The organism is Cryobacterium psychrotolerans (assembly GCF_900101115.1).
Taxonomy (GTDB): Bacteria; Actinomycetota; Actinomycetes; order Actinomycetales; family Microbacteriaceae; genus Cryobacterium; species Cryobacterium psychrotolerans.
Genome location: NZ_FNFU01000001.1, coordinates 123,672 through 139,687, shown reverse-complemented (window position 1 = coordinate 139,687; position 16,016 = coordinate 123,672). Strand labels below are relative to the sequence as shown.

General features: G+C 62.9%; 8 protein-coding genes. 3 read left to right on the top strand and 5 right to left on the bottom strand.

Translation table 11 applies throughout. The annotated features are described in order from the left end of the window. Positions 1-24: 24 nt before the first annotated feature. The 3 genes from BLQ39_RS00535 to BLQ39_RS15495 are packed head-to-tail and all read right to left on the bottom strand — an operon-like array spanning position 25 to position 4,442. A complete protein-coding gene (locus BLQ39_RS00535) occupies positions 25-2,997 on the bottom strand; it encodes an AAA family ATPase (protein WP_092321131.1) in 2,973 nt (990 codons plus the stop codon). Beyond that, positions 2,994-4,157 (bottom strand): exonuclease SbcCD subunit D, encoded by a 1,164-nt coding sequence (locus BLQ39_RS00530; RefSeq protein ID WP_092321130.1) that lies wholly within the window; start codon positions 4,155-4,157, stop codon positions 2,994-2,996. The genes BLQ39_RS00535 and BLQ39_RS00530 overlap by 4 nt, the downstream gene beginning before the upstream one ends. Positions 4,158-4,208: 51 nt before the next feature. After that, complete coding sequence (locus tag BLQ39_RS15495; RefSeq protein ID WP_135109451.1) at positions 4,209-4,442, bottom strand: hypothetical protein; 234 nt, start codon at positions 4,440-4,442, stop codon at positions 4,209-4,211. A 320-nt stretch (positions 4,443-4,762) separates the two neighbouring features. Between BLQ39_RS15495 and BLQ39_RS15490 the strand changes: the two genes are divergently transcribed. Together BLQ39_RS15490 and BLQ39_RS00520 are read left to right on the top strand one after the other, a co-directional pair. Next, positions 4,763-7,747 (top strand): hypothetical protein, encoded by a 2,985-nt coding sequence (locus BLQ39_RS15490; RefSeq protein WP_135109452.1) that lies wholly within the window; start codon positions 4,763-4,765, stop codon positions 7,745-7,747. Continuing rightward, entirely contained in the window at positions 7,744-13,083 is a 5,340-nt protein-coding gene (locus BLQ39_RS00520) for a DEAD/DEAH box helicase (RefSeq protein ID WP_135109453.1), read from the top strand. Before BLQ39_RS15490 ends, BLQ39_RS00520 begins: the two co-directional genes overlap by 4 nt. 537 nt (positions 13,084-13,620) lie before the next feature. Here BLQ39_RS00520 and BLQ39_RS00515 read toward each other — a convergent pair. Continuing rightward, positions 13,621-14,085: a very short patch repair endonuclease gene (locus BLQ39_RS00515; protein ID WP_092321127.1), complete on the bottom strand. Its 465-nt coding sequence runs from the start codon at positions 14,083-14,085 to the stop codon at positions 13,621-13,623. A 382-nt stretch (positions 14,086-14,467) separates the two neighbouring features. Here BLQ39_RS00515 and BLQ39_RS15480 point away from each other — a divergent pair, with 382 nt between their 5' ends. Next, positions 14,468-14,707 (top strand): hypothetical protein, encoded by a 240-nt coding sequence (locus BLQ39_RS15480; protein ID WP_135109457.1) that lies wholly within the window; start codon positions 14,468-14,470, stop codon positions 14,705-14,707. Positions 14,708-14,917: 210 nt separating this feature from the next. Here BLQ39_RS15480 and BLQ39_RS00510 read toward each other — a convergent pair whose 3' ends face one another. Further along, positions 14,918-16,009 (bottom strand): PD-(D/E)XK motif protein, encoded by a 1,092-nt coding sequence (locus BLQ39_RS00510; RefSeq protein WP_092321126.1) that lies wholly within the window; start codon positions 16,007-16,009, stop codon positions 14,918-14,920. Between the last annotated feature and the right edge of the window lie 7 nt (positions 16,010-16,016).

Genomic DNA, 16,016 nt, shown 5'->3' with positions numbered 1-16,016 from the left:
TAGGTAATGTGGACACCGTTGACGCTAAGTCAGCTCGCGCCCCGCCTCGATCTTGCTGTGCCCCTGGTCGGTGACGAAAATTCTGAGCTTGGCCGGGATCTGCTCCTTCATCGAGTCGACGTGGCTGATCAGGCCGATCGTGCGACCGCCGGCGCGGAGGGTGTCGAGAGTGCTCATCGCCGTCTCGAGGGTTTCGCTGTCGAGGGAGCCGAAGCCCTCGTCGACGAAGAGCGTGTCCAGGGTGATGCCGCCGGCCTGGCTGGTGACGACCTCGGCCAGCCCGAGGGCCAGCGCGAGCGAGGCGAGGAACGTCTCGCCGCCGGAGAGCGAATTGGTCGCCCGGGTGCGGCCGGTGAACTCGTCGCGGATGCCGAGGCCGAGGCCGGACTGGGTGGCGCGGAATTCCAGGGAGTCGTCGTGCTCCAGCGTGTAGCGCCCGCTTGTCATCGTGCGCAGCCGCGTGTTCGCGGCGGCGACGATTTCTTCGAGTTGGGCGGCGAGCACGTAGGTTTCCAGGCGGATCCGCTTCGTGTTCGGCTCGTCGCCGTGCACGACGTCGGCGAGCTGGCGCACCTGCGTGTGGGTCAGCAGAAGAGCAGCGGATGCCGCGAACTGCGCCGTGACCTCGGTCACGAGGGCGGTCAGCTGGGTGACGCGCTCATCCACCGAGCTGCGGGCGGTGATGGCGTCGTCACGGGCCGCGCTCGCGAGGTCGAAGGCCTCACGGGCCGGCTCCCGGTCGACCGGCTCGGCGGGCAGGTCGGCGAGCTCGGGGTCGGCCAGGGCTGACCGCGCCGCGGCGATCTCGTCGTCGTGGGTGCGCAGGGCTGATTCCCGGCGCTGGGCGTCGGCATCGCCAACCCGCGCCGCTTCGGCGGTCGCCTCGTCGGCGAAGTCCTCCTGCAACAGCTGCATGGTCATCGCCGCAATCGCGGCGACGCGCACGGTGCCGCGCTCTCGGCTGACGCCCAGGGCTTCATCGAGAGCACGTGCGGCCCCGAGCTCGTCGTTCAGACGGTCCACATGTTCGGTGACCGAGTCGAAGTCGCCGCGCTGAGCTGTCACGCGGTGGATGAGTGCTTCGCGGTGAGCGGCGCGGTCGGTGTGCGCGGCGGCCGAGGCATCGCGAGTCGCACGGAAACCGATGAGGCCCGCGGTCGCGTCGGCGAGGTCGCGGCGAAGTTCGATCAGATCCTGCGCCAGTCTGGCCAGGAGCCCGGTCGCGGTTTCGGAGTCGTCGAGTGCAGTTTGGGCGGCCGCTCGTTCGGCGGTGAGTTCCTCGACGGAGCGGTTCCCCGCGTGGGCCTCGGCCTGCGCCAGGCGCGTGCGTGCGTCCTGCACGGTGGTGCCGGCATCCGCCAACGCCTGCTGTCGCACGGTCACGGCCTTCCGCGCGGAGGTCACATCTCCCTCGGTGACCGAATCGGCTTCACCGACGCTGGGGGCGGGGTGGTTCTCCGAGCCGCAGACGGAGCACGGGGTGCCCTCCTCCAGCTGGGATGCGAGCTCGGCGGCGTACCCGGCGAAGCGCCGGGACAGCAGGGCGTCGTAGTGGGCCGCGGCGGCGGCGTTCTCCCTGCTCGCGACGAGTTCGGCCTGGGATGCTTCGAGCACCTCTGCGGCGTGAACCACAACCGAGTCCGCGGCCGACAGGGCGGTTTCGGCCCGCTCGAGGGCTGCGGCGGCCTCGCCATTCCGCGCGGCACCGAGTGCGGCCGCGGCGTGCTCGACGCCGACGGACTCGATCTGCTTGGGGAGGGCATCGATCACGAGCTGGGCGTCGTGCAGAGCCGTCGTGTGCTGCTCAACGAGACCGTGCAGCCGGGTGATTTCGAGATTGAGACCGGGCAGCTTCTTTTCGTCACCGAGCGCATCGGCGAGGGTGCCGAGCCGGCCGAGCAGCGCGTCGGTGACGAGCTTGAGCGACGCGTGGGTCTCCGGCTCGGGGCCGGCCGGGCGGAAATGCTGCCATGCGGCGCGGGCATCCGTTTCGTCGGTCAGCGCGGTCTCGAGGGCGACGGTCGCCTGCTGTCCGGCGCGGATCTGCGGCCAGACGCGGGCGGCGCGCGCAGCGGCTTGGAGTGCCGTGCGCTCCGCGGCGATGGCCTCTTCGCGATCGGTGAGCACGGCCAGCTGGGCCAGGGCTGTGTCCCGGCGGGCCTGGCGCCGCGCAACTTCTCCCAGCACCTGGTGATGGTCGGCCGCGGCGGTGAATTGGGCGGCGGCCAGCTCGGCGAGCGACGTGGCCTCGTCGAGCTGACGCTCGAGGTCGGCCAGGCCCGACGTGAACCAGTCGAGGCCCGGGTTCTGGGGCACGGCGTCGTCGCCCAGCCGCAGCTGGTTCGCCGCAATGCGGGCCCGGTCGGTGATGGCTCGCTGCACGTCGGCGAGCTGGGCGTCCAGCTCCTTCCGGCGCGCGATCAGGGCTTGCTCAAGTTGGTCGAAGCGGGACGTGCCGAAGAGGGTGCGCAGCACGGCGCGACGTTCGTCGGTCTTGGCGAGCAGGAACTTCTGGAACCGGTTCTGCGCCAGCAGGATCACCTGGAGGAACTGGTCCTCCTTCAACGGGAGGATCTCGGCCAGCTCGTGGCTGACATCCGCCGGCTTGGCCGCGACGCCCTGCCAGTCGTCGCCCTGCCTGACGAAGAGCCTAGCCTCGGGCAGGGACGTGGTTGTGCCCTCGCCGCGTTTCTTCGGCCGCTCGAACCTGGGCGTGCGGAAGATGCGGTAGTCGCGCTCGTTCATGCTGAAGTCGAGCTCGACGAAGCTCGGGTCATCCGGTTCGCAGTGATCGCTGCGCAGCTGCAGCTCGGTGCCGTCGTAGCGCGGCACATGGCCGTAGAGGGCGAAGCAGATGGCGTCGAGGATGCTGGACTTGCCGGCACCGGTCTTGCCAGTGATCAGGAAGATGCCGTCGCTGTCGAACTTCTCGAAGTCGATGAGCTGCTCGTTCTTGTACGGCCCGAAGCCGGCGAGCCTGAGGCGTTTGATCTTCATGCGTTGGCCTGCCGGATTCCCTGTTCGTTCAGCACTTCGGCGATGAGTTCGCGCTCGAATTCGGTGGGGCCTTCGCCGTTGCGCACGTATTCGAGGAAGCCCGCGATGATGTCGGGATCGCTCTTCTCCTTGATCCGCTCGGCGTAGGTGGCGACTCCGGCGTCGACGACGATGGCTGGCCGGTGTTCGAGCATCACGCAGTGCGGGAAACGGCCCTGCAGCTTCTTCATGCTGTCGAGCGGACGCACCTGGTCGGTCACGATGGCCTTCACCCAGTCGCCTTCGTTGTCGGCGAAACGCTCGTCGCCGAGCAGCTCGTCCATCGGGCCCCTGAGCTCGCTGAGTCGTCGCGGCACGGGGAGGTCGATCCACTCGACCGGGCCGAGTCCGTCGGCGTTCAGCTCCACGAGCCACCCTCCTCGGGGCTTGCCGGCCTCGCCGAACGAGTAGTGCAGCGGTGCGCCGGAGTAGCGAGCACGTTCGGTCAGTTCCGACCGGCCGTGGATGTGGCCGAGAGCGACGTAGTCCGGGCCGTCGAAGACGCTCAGCGGCACGACGTCGAGTCCGCCGGCGGTGATGTCCCGCTCTACGTCGCTGGCCTCGGCGGCCGGGGCAATTCCGGCGGCGAAGCAATGGGAGAGCACGACGCTCCGCCCGCCGCGGGCGGCGAGGTCCTCCCGCACCTGGTCCATCACGAAACCGAGCACCTGCTCGTGCGTCTTCAGCACGACGTCGGGGTAGTGGTGACGGATCAGCACCGGTTCCAGGTACGGGATGCCGTAGAAGTGAACCGGGCCGTGGGCATCCGTTATCGTGACCGGCTCGCGGTACTGGTCGTGCCGGGTGATGACGTGGATGCCGGCGAGGCTCGTCCACTCGGCCTGGAAGCCGAGGCGCGCGGCCGAGTCGTGGTTGCCGCTGGTCATGACGACCGCGGCGCCCGCGGCCTTGATGTCCCTCAGCGTGGACGCAAGAAGCGTGAAGCTCTCCTTGGACGGCATGGCCGAGTCGAACACGTCCCCGGCGACGGCGACGACATCGACCTGGCGCTCGCGCACGACCTGGACGAGCGCGGCGAGAACCTGGCCGAGGTGGTCCAGGGTCGAGTGCGTGTGGAACGTGCGCCCGATGTGCCAATCCGAGGTGTGCAGGATCTTCATGTGTTCACGCTAGCGGGGACCACTGACAGCCAGCCGCCGGGCCGGCGCGCGTCAACGTGAGAGCAGGTCAGCCAGCGCCGGGTTGTCGATCTCGGCACCGAGCAGCCGGGCGGCCTGACCGGCGCTTTCGTCGCCGAGGGCCTCGGCGTGCAGCGGCGAACGGACCATGAGTTCCTTCATGCCGGTTCGGGAAGCCAGATAACCCGGGAAAATCTCGCCCGCTCCGCTCCCCCTCGCGGCCTCGGCCACCAGGGCGAGCCCCCGGCCGGCATCCCCTCCCAGCACGGACCGCCCAGCTGGGAGGCCCGGGCGAACGCCTGGTCGAAGAACGCGGATGCCCCGGCCGGGTTGGCGCGGCCCAGTTCGACCTCTCCGCGCAGGCCCTGGGGCCACGACAGGAGCGCGAGCCACAGGCTGCGCGTGCCCAGCTCGAGGGAGACTGTTCCTTTGCCAGTCTCAGTTTGCGATCCCGACCCAGCAAGGATTTGCAACGCCAAAGTCCTGGATCAGGTCCTCGACTCGACCTATTGTCATGGGGCGGCAACTATGTGCCAAGGAAATCGGCGGTACTCACTATCATTTGAAGACCAGTCAGGGGGATGTGAATGCCGTCAGCCAACGAGCGGGCAAGCGAAGCGATAGCCGATGTGCTTTTCGATTCCTCAAACGCTGGTCGACCCGTCTACACGCTCGGAGACGCTGAACAACTAGACAGAATACGGGCGATCGCAGATCTCTCCGGAGATGCGTTTGAGGCTCTGGCAGAGGTTGTCCGAACCACACTCTCTTTGGATGACCCGAGAGTTGCGCCGTTTCGACTTCAGGCGGACCTCGCGGAACAACATCGCGCACACCCGCTCGAGACCCCGCCGGGCCTACCGCTTCTCGTCATCTTGACCTTTGCAGCGGAACGCATGCAGGCCGACCATGATTTCGCCGCCCACAATTACTACGCGCGGCTGCACTCGATCCTGCGGGTGCCGCTTGAGCGACAGCCTCGCGTTGAAGAGGACTATCGGCGACACGCGCAGCAGATTTGGGGATCACTCAACGCGTGGCTGGAGGCGTGGGAGGGCGAGAGAGGCGTTCCGACCGCCTACGCAATAGGCGGACATGCTTTTGTCGGACTCCCTATGTCGCAAGCAGTTGTCCGCCAGCACGATCGCATCGGATTGCACGAGTTCTTCGCGCTCGAAGGAATGAGTCCGGGCCTGCGCATGGCACCAAGCGACATGGAGCCTGCCATGGATCCGTATGCGACGACTACCCCGAGCCCTCTCAGCTCGAATCTTCGCCGCCTTTGGATTATGCCGGCTGCGAGAGATCGCATTGTGGAAGCGGCGTGCCTCGAACTCGAGGCGTGGGACGGATCCGGGCAAGCGACCGTGGCGGAGTTGCGGCCATCGACAGGGACGCGCCTACTCGCCTTTCTACGAACTTTCCCGCGCCGGTCGATCGAGTTCAACCTGCTCCTCCCATACCGCTCAAATGGCCCGGAGGTAGCCCGATTTGAGGCAGCGGGTCGGGAGATACCGATCCCCACCATTCCAGCGCCAGGTAGCGCGACCCGGCTGGCGAGCACAGCGGAGATCAACTCTGAATCGCTGGCAGAGGAGTCTATCGCTGGCAAACTTGGCGAAGGCGACAACCGCCCTTTCGCGCGTCGTCCACGCCGCGTGGTGCCCCTCAGATGGGATGACTTGCAGGGAGCATACGTAGAGGTTGAACGAGTCTCATTGGGCGAGGACACGCTCGTATTGGCACGCGCCGGTGCCAAGGCGCGCGTAGAAGCCCATCTGAATTCCTATGCCCGCCCAAACTGGGGTGAGCGTTCAGGACTCTCGGGTGTGCCCGACGGTTGGCTGATCTACGAGCACGTGCAAATGGTTTCGGGACCGACAACATCCGGGACACACCTCGATCTGGTACCACTCGTGCCGCGCGCCCGGACGAGCCTCACTCTCCGGGGCGGTTTCGTCTTACCCGGATTACTTCGCAAATGGTCCTCCGTCGAACCTCCCGAAGCGATCGGTCTCGCCGCGGGTGCGTCGTCCATATCTCTGAAGGTCTACGACGGAACCCGTGTCGAATCCGATCATCTTCTGATCCAAGTCGACGCCGAGGGCGAGCTTGCAGTACTTCCCCTAGCCGGACAAGATCTCGCGGATGGCGAGTTCGTAGTTGCGATGTTCGTCGACGGGGCCCGCCGACCTGCGTCAACAGCTCTACTCCGGCTTCGCTCCGCCGATACCCCACAGTTCAGCGTGGATGACATGGATATTCGCCTGGTGTACTCGTCGGGCTCCTCCTTGACGTGGCCGCTGTCTGCCGGCCCGGCAGATTGGCCTGTATACGTAAATGGCGCGCGGGTCGTAGGTGGCGCAGTTGACTCAATGACCGCGGCTATGTCCGAGTACGCACCTCGAGTGAGAGCGCGGCCGACCGAGCCGCCCACACGAATCAGCGTTGGCGTCGCGTCGGCCGCCGATTCCTGCATGACAACGGGAATGCACCGTTTTCAGTTTCCACCAGCCACGCCCGACCAACGGCGACAACGGACGATCGAAGGCGAGTGTGTCACTTGCGGGTTGGTCAAGCGCTCCGCCGGGACTCCGTGGGCTGCGCGGCGACGTGATGAGCAACCTGCCCGCCCGAACTCCAGCGTTGAGATCCCTCCGATATCGGACATGGAGGGACCTGACTTTCAAGTGGCCTTCGACGCCCTCAACCATGTCGGCCACGGCTCCTACGCGGTTTTCGAGAGGATTGCTGCCCAAATCGAGGGGTCGGGACTTTTCGCGGACTCATTTCTCCGCCGTCAAGAGGTAATCGGCCACATCGATGTTGCGCGTGACGGCTGGCTGGAGGTCACGGAGTGGGCCGTCAATTCCGCCACGTTGATTCCAACTGCGCCCGGCTGCTGGATACTCGTCGGAGCGCGGTCTCGCAAGTTACTCCAAGACTTGCGTGCACTGTTCGGAGATGAGATTCGACTAGTCGAGACCGTCGACGCTGAGACTGCGAGGATCGAAGTACAAGGCGACCGGTCTCGTGTCGTCCTGCTGAAGCGTGAACTAGCGGCGATGGATGTCGCCCTCAGTGACACGTCACCCGCGCTTGCGATTGCGGCCGCCCTCCCGCCACTGGGAGACGTGGCGGCTGGCCTTAAGCGAATAGTGGTTCCGCGCTACCGCAGCCTCGAACGATGGGACACCAGCTCTGCTTCCTGGGAGAGCGCTAGCTCGCTTGCATCGGTCGGTGCATTTCGGCTCAAGGACTTTCGCTCGACGTATGTCGTTCGATCGTCGGAGGACATCGCAAATGACACTGTCGCGATCGGCAATGCTCAACTCGTTAAGCATGTTGCGAACATGTGGGCGGCGGATCCCCTGGCCGGGTATCACTCAGCCAGCGGATCAGTAGTGGTTCCGCTGGGAGCAGATCTGCCGGGGCTCTATGGGCGCGCGCTGGCAGTCTGCTCCGGGCACGCGCCTCGCGAACTCGTGAACCACCGCATGCTCCAGTACCCGTCAGTGCCACGGCACGTGGCGGACGCCATTTTTGCCCGACTGACCTGTGAGGTACCGTGACATTTCCAACGCCGGATCAGATCGCCGAAGATCTCCGCGCTGCATTCTTGAGATATATCGACACCGCCTATGCGCTCAGAGACCCTCACCTCGCGGAAGAGCGTCGACGCTTATTGCTCGACGGGCAAGGAAATCTCTTTGCCCCCCTAATGCTCGAGCCTGTGCCTCCCTACGACGGCGTCGCCTCGGTTGAGGCGAGCGCGCGGCAAGCGGGGATATCGGAGCGGGATCTTCGTGATGTGGTCAGATCGGTTTTCGGCGTCACGGAGGATGTTCTGCCAACGGTGCGACTGCGAAAGCATCAGGCGAGCGCCCTTCAAATCCATTTCGCCGCCCAAGGTCCTCACAATCCAGTCGTTACTTCAGGCACCGGATCCGGAAAGACGGAGTCATTCCTTATCCCGTTGTTGACCAGAATCGCTTCTGAGAAGCGATCTTCTGCGGCTTTGCCGCCGGTCCATGACTGGTGGAGCATTAATCGACAAGGCTCGGCGTGGCGCTCAGCCCGAACCGTCGGCACATCTGCGGCCGCAGTGAGGTCAATGGTGCTTTATCCGACGAATGCACTTGTTGAGGATCAAGTGGCGCGACTTCGGCGTGCGGTGCGAGGACTCCGTGAAAATGCCCAGCCCATCGATATCTGGTTCGGTCGCTACACAGGCGCGACGCCTGGCTCCGGCGCAATCCCGTCCGGGCGCAACTTGGACCCGGCGGCGAAGGAAGTTGCGAAGGCAATGCGGGATCTGGTTCGCCAGAACGCGTCGATATCGCAAATTGCGACCCCAGAGCTCATGAGTCAATTCCAGGATCCGTTCGCGGGAGAACTCGTAACTCGCTGGGACATGATCTCCACTCCGCCTGACGTACTCGTCACTAACTACTCGATGCTCAACGTCATGCTGATGCGAGATGTCGAAGAGCCCATCTTTTCGGCCACGCGCCGTTGGTTGGAAGAGTCGCGCGAGCACGTCTTCACGCTTGTGGTCGATGAACTACACCTCTACAGAGGTAGCACAGGTGCCGAAGTGGGCATGGTCGTTCGGAACCTCGCCGCTCGACTGGGCCTGGACGCGAATTCCGATCAGTTCCGAATCATTGGAACTAGCGCTTCTCTCCCAGGTGACGATTCAGGGCTGGAATACCTTGAGCGCTTCTTTGGCGTTGATCGACGCTCGTTCGCTATCGAGCCAGGTGAGCCTCGGGCGTTGATCGTTCCGACAACGCCATCTCCGTCCGAAGTGCTCGCTTCCGCGACCGATTCGGTAGGTGAGTCGGCACGGGCGGGTCGGTGGGCCGAAGCTATCTCGGGTGCATGTATCGCGCCGACTGACGACCGTCCGCGTGCAACTCGGTTTTCCGATATTGCGTCTCGTCTTTTCGGCGCATCCGCCGACGGAGAGGCTGCTCTGGCCGTGATGCTTGTTGGTCTCGCCGAGATCGAAAAGCCCACAATCCAGTTCCGAGGACACATCATGATGCGCGGGATGCGAGGGCTTTGGGCGTGCTCAAATCCCGAGTGCGCGGGCGGCAGACCTGGCACGGGTCGCCGAGTTGGCAAGTTGTACGACACCCCTCGTTCCACGTGTGCGGCCTGCGGCGGGCGCGTTCTCGAACTGCTGTATTGCTTCGAGTGCGGAGACGCCAGCCTCGGAGGTTACATCGTTGATCGATTTGACGATGGCACAGTGATTCTGTCAACGACGCCGGTTGCGCCGGGGGACAACTCCGGTGACTTCGTGTACCGGCGCGGTGACGACGAGTACCGCTGGCTCTGGCTGGGTTCCCCTGCTCCGGATGTGTCGGTAACCCACAAACTACCGGCGGACATGGACGAGGATCGAACGGCGATCTCCTTTAATTTCGCAAGCGCCGTCTGGGATGCCAAGCTTGGCGCCCTGATGCCCGCGGGCGACGGCGTACCCGCAGTCGTGTTGCGCCATACGGCCACTCCTCAGGATGACCTCTCGCTGCCCGCCTTGCCCGAGGCGTGCCCTCGGTGCGGAGGAAGCCAAGATAACCACGACGCGTCCGTCTATTTCGCAGGCACGGTGCGATCACCGATCCGAGCTCATACGTCGGGTCGGTCGCAACTCAACCAAATGGCCGTCTCCCAACTCTTCCGAAGCCTCGGTTCTGAGGCGGCTGAGTCCCGCACGATCGTCTTCACCGACAGCCGCGATGATGCGGCACGAATCGCGGCTGGAATCGCGCTCAACAACTTCCGTGACCAGGCGCGCCAAGTCGTCCGACAGCTACTCCATGACCGAGTCTCACCAGTTCCTCAACTCCGCGCACTTGTGCGGGGCGAGCTTGAAGGAGAGGAAGCTGCGGAACTCAAGAACCTCGTAGCGGAACGACGAGAACTCTTTGACAAGCTTCGGCTCGAGCATGCGGGAGTTGCGGATACAGCCGATCGAGAGGCCATTGCGTCCGCCGAGCGCGAGTCCGAATCATTGCCCTGGGCAACCCTTGTCCGGGAGGCCGAGCGAGCGCTCCTCACTGCCGGAGTGAATCCAGCGGGACCGGGCCCCTCTGTGTCGCAAAGCATCGGCGGTTCGCCCTGGTACCGCGCTTACGATCCGCCGAGGAGTGGCGACTGGGTCCCGCTAGAGGGCGGAATTGCTCGACCAATTCATCAGGAGCGGTCACAGATTACTGCGAGAGCAGTTGCGGAAGCGGTTTTTGACCGCGCATCGCGCGACCTCGAGTCCACCAGGCTTGGATTCGTTCGAGCTCGATCGATCGCACCTGGTGATTGGGGAGTTACAACCGATACGGCCGGCGACATCGTGTCTAGCGTCATTCGACTGCTCGGGATCGCCAAACGATTCGAGGGCGGATATGTTGCTATCTCGCGATCAGCGCCAAAAGTTGTGCAGGCATTTCTGAACCACGTGGGTTCGCGGCTGGGAATTTCGGCGGGCACGTTGCTTGCGGACGTGTCCGAGTTCATGCGCACCAATGGGCTGACGGACGACTCGTGGACGCTGAGACTCCACAGCGGCCAGGACAAGTTCGAGTTGCGTCAGCCTGGCGACCAGGTATGGATTTGCTCCAACTGCGGGACGGTTCACCTCCATCCGTCGGCAGGGACCTGCACCAATGAGGAGTGCCTGACAGGGACCCTTGTGGCTTCGCCGGCCGACGCCTTCGAAGTCGACTACTACGGATGGCTCGCGAGCCATCCGTTGCGCCGAATGCGGGTGGCCGAACTCACAGGGCAAACGAGCCTGCCGGAGCAGAGGGCACGCCAACGGCTTTTCAAAGGCGTAGTACTGCCGCCGCCGCAGGAGAGCACACTGGCGGATCCCTACGACTTGCTGTCGGTGACGACCACGATGGAAGTCGGGGTCGATATTGGATCGCTTCGAGCCGTAGCGATGGCCAATATGCCGCCCCAGCGCTTCAACTACCAACAACGGGTGGGCAGGGCGGGCCGCTCGGGTCAGCCGTTCTCGTTTGCAGTCACTGTTTCGCGTGATCGAGCACACGACGACTACTATTTCCAATCGCCTGAGTTGATGACCGCCGCGGACCCGCCGCCTCCATTTATTGACCTGTCAAGACCTCGAATCGTCCGCAGAGTAATCGGTGCAGAACTCCTCCGCAGAGCTTTCCTTTCACTCAATGATTCCCCACGCCGAACCGGGGCCAGTATCCATGGCACTTTCGGACTGACCAGCGACTGGCCACGGCGACGAGAGCAGATCAAGGCCTGGCTCGAAGCCGCCGATGATGTTCCAGAAGTATGTGGCCGGTTTGCTGTTTTCACACAGATCAGCGTCGAAGAATTGACTCTGTGGGCACATCACCAACTCACAAGCGACGTCGACGAGGCGGTCGGCAATCCATACTTTGGCCATCCAGAACTCAGCGAACTGCTGGCCAATGCTGGAGTGCTGCCAATGTTCGGCTTTCCCTCGAGGGTTCGTTCGCTGTACTCGAAGACAGTGCGAAGTACGGCTGATGAAAAAAGTTACAAGATCGCGGATCGCGACCTGGGGATGTCCATAACTTCCTTCGCGCCCGGGGCAGTGGTCGTGAAAGACGGCGCGGAACATCTCGCGATTGGCTTCGCCGCCTATAATTTGGTCGGCGGACGTGCGACAGCACGTGATCCGCTGGGCGAACCGCTTCCAGTACACCGTTGCGTTGGGTGTGGAAGCCTCGACACTCGGCCGAGTGATGCGGACACGACCTGTTCCGTCTGTGGCGGAGAGATGCGAAAATTCTCGGTGTACCAGCCAGCGGGCTATCGAACTATTTACAGCGCTCCCGATTACGACGACTCGCACATCACCCCCATGTACGCGGGATACTCCGAGTTGTCCGCTAACGCCGAACTCGGCACCGAGGCACGTCTCGGCGGGATGTCCGTCAGGCTGCTGGAACAAGCTGAGGTCGTCGCGGTCAACGACAACAATCGGAAGCTGTTCAACCTCAACAAACAAAGTGACGGTTCCGTGATTGCGACCAATCCCGACCTTTACCGGCGGCCGTTGCCAGATTGGATGCGCACGGGCGGGGTGGCGCTCGATCCCGCCGCAATCGGGGAGGTTCGAAGGACGGATGTTCTCGTTCTGGGACTCGATGCCCTGAGCCTGCCGGACGGCACGGTCGCGACTCGAAGGTGGGAGTGCCCCGCCGGATATGGCGCACTGCTGTCTTTCGCTGAGTTGCTTCGCAATGAAGCCAAGGCATACTTGGACATCGAGCAATCAGAACTCGAGGTCGGACTGCAGCCGACCCTCTTGGGCGGAACAGTGACGTCACGTGTGTTCCTTGCGGATGCCCTAGACAACGGTGCCGGCTATGCACTCGAACTCGGCAACCTCTCAACTCTGCGGAGCCTGCTCGAGTCGATCCGAGACAGAACTGGGTCGCGCCTGCGAGGCGAGCCACACGGAAATGATTGCACCTCGTCTTGCCCAGGCTGCCTTCGCAATTACGAGAACCGATTCCACCATTGGGCGCTCGATTGGCGGCTTGGTCTAGACGTGGTCCAACTCGCGCTTGGAGGAGAACTGGACCTGACGCTCTGGAATGACCGAACTAGCGAACTGATTCGCACGTTCAAAGACGGCTATGGCGTCCATTTGAATGTCAGCGAAGAACTGGTCAATGGCATCCCCGCCCTTGTCACTCAGAACGGACGCGGAGCAGCCGTCCTCATCGGTCATCCACTTTGGCGCCACGACGAACCCAACTGGAACCCTCAAATTAGACGTGCTGCCACGGAACTGAGAGGTCGGGGACTCGCCGATGTGTCCGTCCTGGACACTTACGTGCTGGATCGTACGCCCATGCGAGTGTTCAGAGAATTGCTCCACGAGTAACGATGGGGCTAGATGAAGGACCTGCGTCGTGGCGATCTGCTCGCGAGACCGAGGCAGTCCCCGAGGGAACTCAGCCTTGCCACGCGAGCAACGCTCGGTCTGGCACTACACATCGAGGCTCCGTAGCGTTAGCGCCGAACTCGGCGGGCAGGTACTTCGACGCTGCCATTCGCCATTCGCCCCGCCATTCGCGGGATCAATGGAGCGGGACGCCCACTGAATCTAGACGCTCAATCCTTCACGGTCGCCGCCTCCATGGGCGGAGATAGAACGCCCATCATCGAACAGTGTCAGCGCTCTTTGAGGGTGAAGACCACTCCCAGCTGTGGGGCGACGAACGGCGCATCCGCCCTCAGTGAAGTTCCTGACTACCTCCGCCGTCTGACGTTCGAGGAAACGGCAGCAATCCAGTCCTTCCCTCTGGGTATGAAATGGGTCGGGCCGCAATCATCGAAGTTCTGCCAAATCGGCAAGGCGGCGCCTCCAAGTTTTGACCTGGCTGCAGCGGAGGCGGTGAAGACTGCGCTCGGTTTGTAGTTAGGCCTGGTCCAAGACAACCCATTCGATTGCTTCCGCGACTTCCTGCGCGTTCTGATGCTCCCAGAAGCGCAAGACTGTCCAGTCAGCGTTCTGCAGGATGCAGTTTGTTTCTTGATCGCGGATCATGTTCTTCAAAATCTTCACAGCCCAATACCCGGAATTCGTGGTCGGAGATGTGTGGTGGAGCGAACATCCGTGCCAGAAACACCCGTCCAAAAATACGGCCACTCTCGCTCGCGAGAAGACCAGGTCCGCGGTGCGCTTCAGATTGGGGAGCGGTCGTGCGCACACACGATATCTAAGCCCGCGAGCGTGGACGAGTCTTCGCACCACCAACTCTGGCTTTGTGTCCCTGTAAGTGTTCCCCTGCATGGACCGGCGAACCGCGGGTGAGGACGCCCAAGAACCGTTCGGCACGGTTGCGCCGAAGTAGCCGCGTCTCCTTAAAGAATCAATTTCCATCACTAACTACACCTCGGATTTCTCCGATTGGGCTTGGAACCTTCAGAATTTCGCGACCCCCCATACCAGCCGGAGGAATGACGTGTGCAGCTTCGGCGTCCATCGCGGCCGGCAAAGTCCGAGTTCGACCGCAGTATTTCTCAGCCGCGAACCTGATCCAGCTCCCCGAACGAGGGGCGCAGCAAAGCAAACAGCCTCTGTGCCGACGTGTCGGAGGCTCTGCCTGGACTCAGGTGGAATGTTCTCCTGCCTGCGTCGAATCAGGGGCGCCGCCTACACTTCGGGACCGCTTTGACCTGGGCAAGAGACCATCGCTGGACAAGAACCGGGTATGGTATTTCATCAGTGCTTTCGCTTTCCCAGAGAACTCAGGAGCACCCTCATGGCACGCATTCGTTCGATGAAACATTCAATCAGTAGCGGTCGGATTCATCCGACCGACACGGACGCGGAATGGACCGTAGTGACGTCTCCGACGGGAGACAAATACCTGCAAATTACAACTTTCGGGTCTGATTCGCGCGTTTCTGATCCCAAGCCAAGCCAGACGATTCAGATCAATGCCGAAATCGCAGGTGAACTTCAACGCATCCTTGCCGCGACCTTCGGCATTCCCTCCTAGGGGGAAATAGGCGAACGCAACCATCTGGGAATCTCGGTCTCGTCCCGGCCGCCCCAAGCCCCGCTAGTTACTCTGAGTTGACTGATTCGATTGAACACCAAGCTGATCAGCGGCACGAACGGCTGGCCAGTCAGGCGTGCGACAGCACCGCGAAGAATTACCTCGACCCGCTGCGCTCTCGATCCTTGGCTGTGATCCCCCAGTGGTCGGTTATACGGGCGCCGATTCAGGAGGGCAGTTTTGCGCAATGCCGAAGACAACCTCCGCCACCTGGTTCGCACCTGAGACGGGGTTGTCGTTCCTTGCGGATACCGGCAGATCTACGCGGAATCGGACAGAACTGACGTCCACATGATGGCGAGCCGCTATGTCGTCCCTACGCAGTATTTCAACCGCCTCGTCGGACATATCGTAGGCACGGAAAAAGGTCGTCAGGAAGGACGCCGCATAGAAGGGGTCGTCGGCCATCGTGTTGTGGTCGTAACCGCCGCCCGATTCGATCCCATACTCCGAGGTGCGAGAGAGAAACTTGCCGACATCTCCACCGCATCCCGTTGCCTCCATCCGGTCGATGATTCGATGGACGAGTTGCGGGATCGAGAATGAGTTGCCGCCAGGGTCAGCAGCCTGCAGGCCGATGCTCACAAGGTACAGCCGATCCTCGGGCACCCCGCCGTCTTCGCCGTCGTTGAGTTCAACTTGGTGGACCCCTTGAACGAGGTGGGACGAGGTACCCCTTGTTGTGGTCTTAACCTCGACACCTGTGGTCCCCCACACGAAATCACGCGATGACTTCCTCCAGCCGTCCCATGACTCGACGGCCTGCGCCACCTTGTCGTCGCTGGCACGGCGGCACAGGGCGTCGAGCATGAGCAGTTCGCCGGCCAGGCCGAGGACTACTTCGTTCGACATTCGCAGCCGCTCGATGGCCAACTCGACGATCGGCTCTGTCCTGGCGAACCCAAGACTTAGTGTCGCATCCGCCCCGTTGCGCAATAGTTCGGTGCAGATGAAGGCCGCAACCTGGTCGAAATGGCCAAGTGCGGGGAGCAGAAGCCTGTTCGCCTCGAACGCAGCTGCACCTTCGCGGTGCCATGTGCGGAACTCGATTGCATCCCCGACCGCTTTCGAAGCAGGTCTAAGTTCTGCGCCGCCTAGGAACACTTCAACTCGGCCGTCATGGTCTCTCGACACGCCGACTACGTGGGCGTTGGTGACCCACGTGATGTCGCGGAGCTCGCTTGAAGAGGCACTCGGAATTTCCGCGATCAGTTCAAGGACCGATTCATAGCTTGTCATCATCTTGTCT

Coding starts and splice junctions, on each gene's coding strand:
- BLQ39_RS00535 (WP_092321131.1), bottom strand. CDS start 2,997: ATGAAGATCAAACGCCTCAGGCTCGCCGGCTTCGGGCCGTACAAGAAC.
- BLQ39_RS00530 (WP_092321130.1), bottom strand. CDS start 4,157: ATGAAGATCCTGCACACCTCGGATTGGCACATCGGGCGCACGTTCCAC.
- BLQ39_RS15490 (WP_135109452.1), top strand. CDS start 4,763: ATGCCGTCAGCCAACGAGCGGGCAAGCGAAGCGATAGCCGATGTGCTT.
- BLQ39_RS00515 (WP_092321127.1), bottom strand. CDS start 14,085: ATGGAAATTGATTCTTTAAGGAGACGCGGCTACTTCGGCGCAACCGTG.
- BLQ39_RS15480 (WP_135109457.1), top strand. CDS start 14,468: ATGGCACGCATTCGTTCGATGAAACATTCAATCAGTAGCGGTCGGATT.
- BLQ39_RS00510 (WP_092321126.1), bottom strand. CDS start 16,009: ATGATGACAAGCTATGAATCGGTCCTTGAACTGATCGCGGAAATTCCG.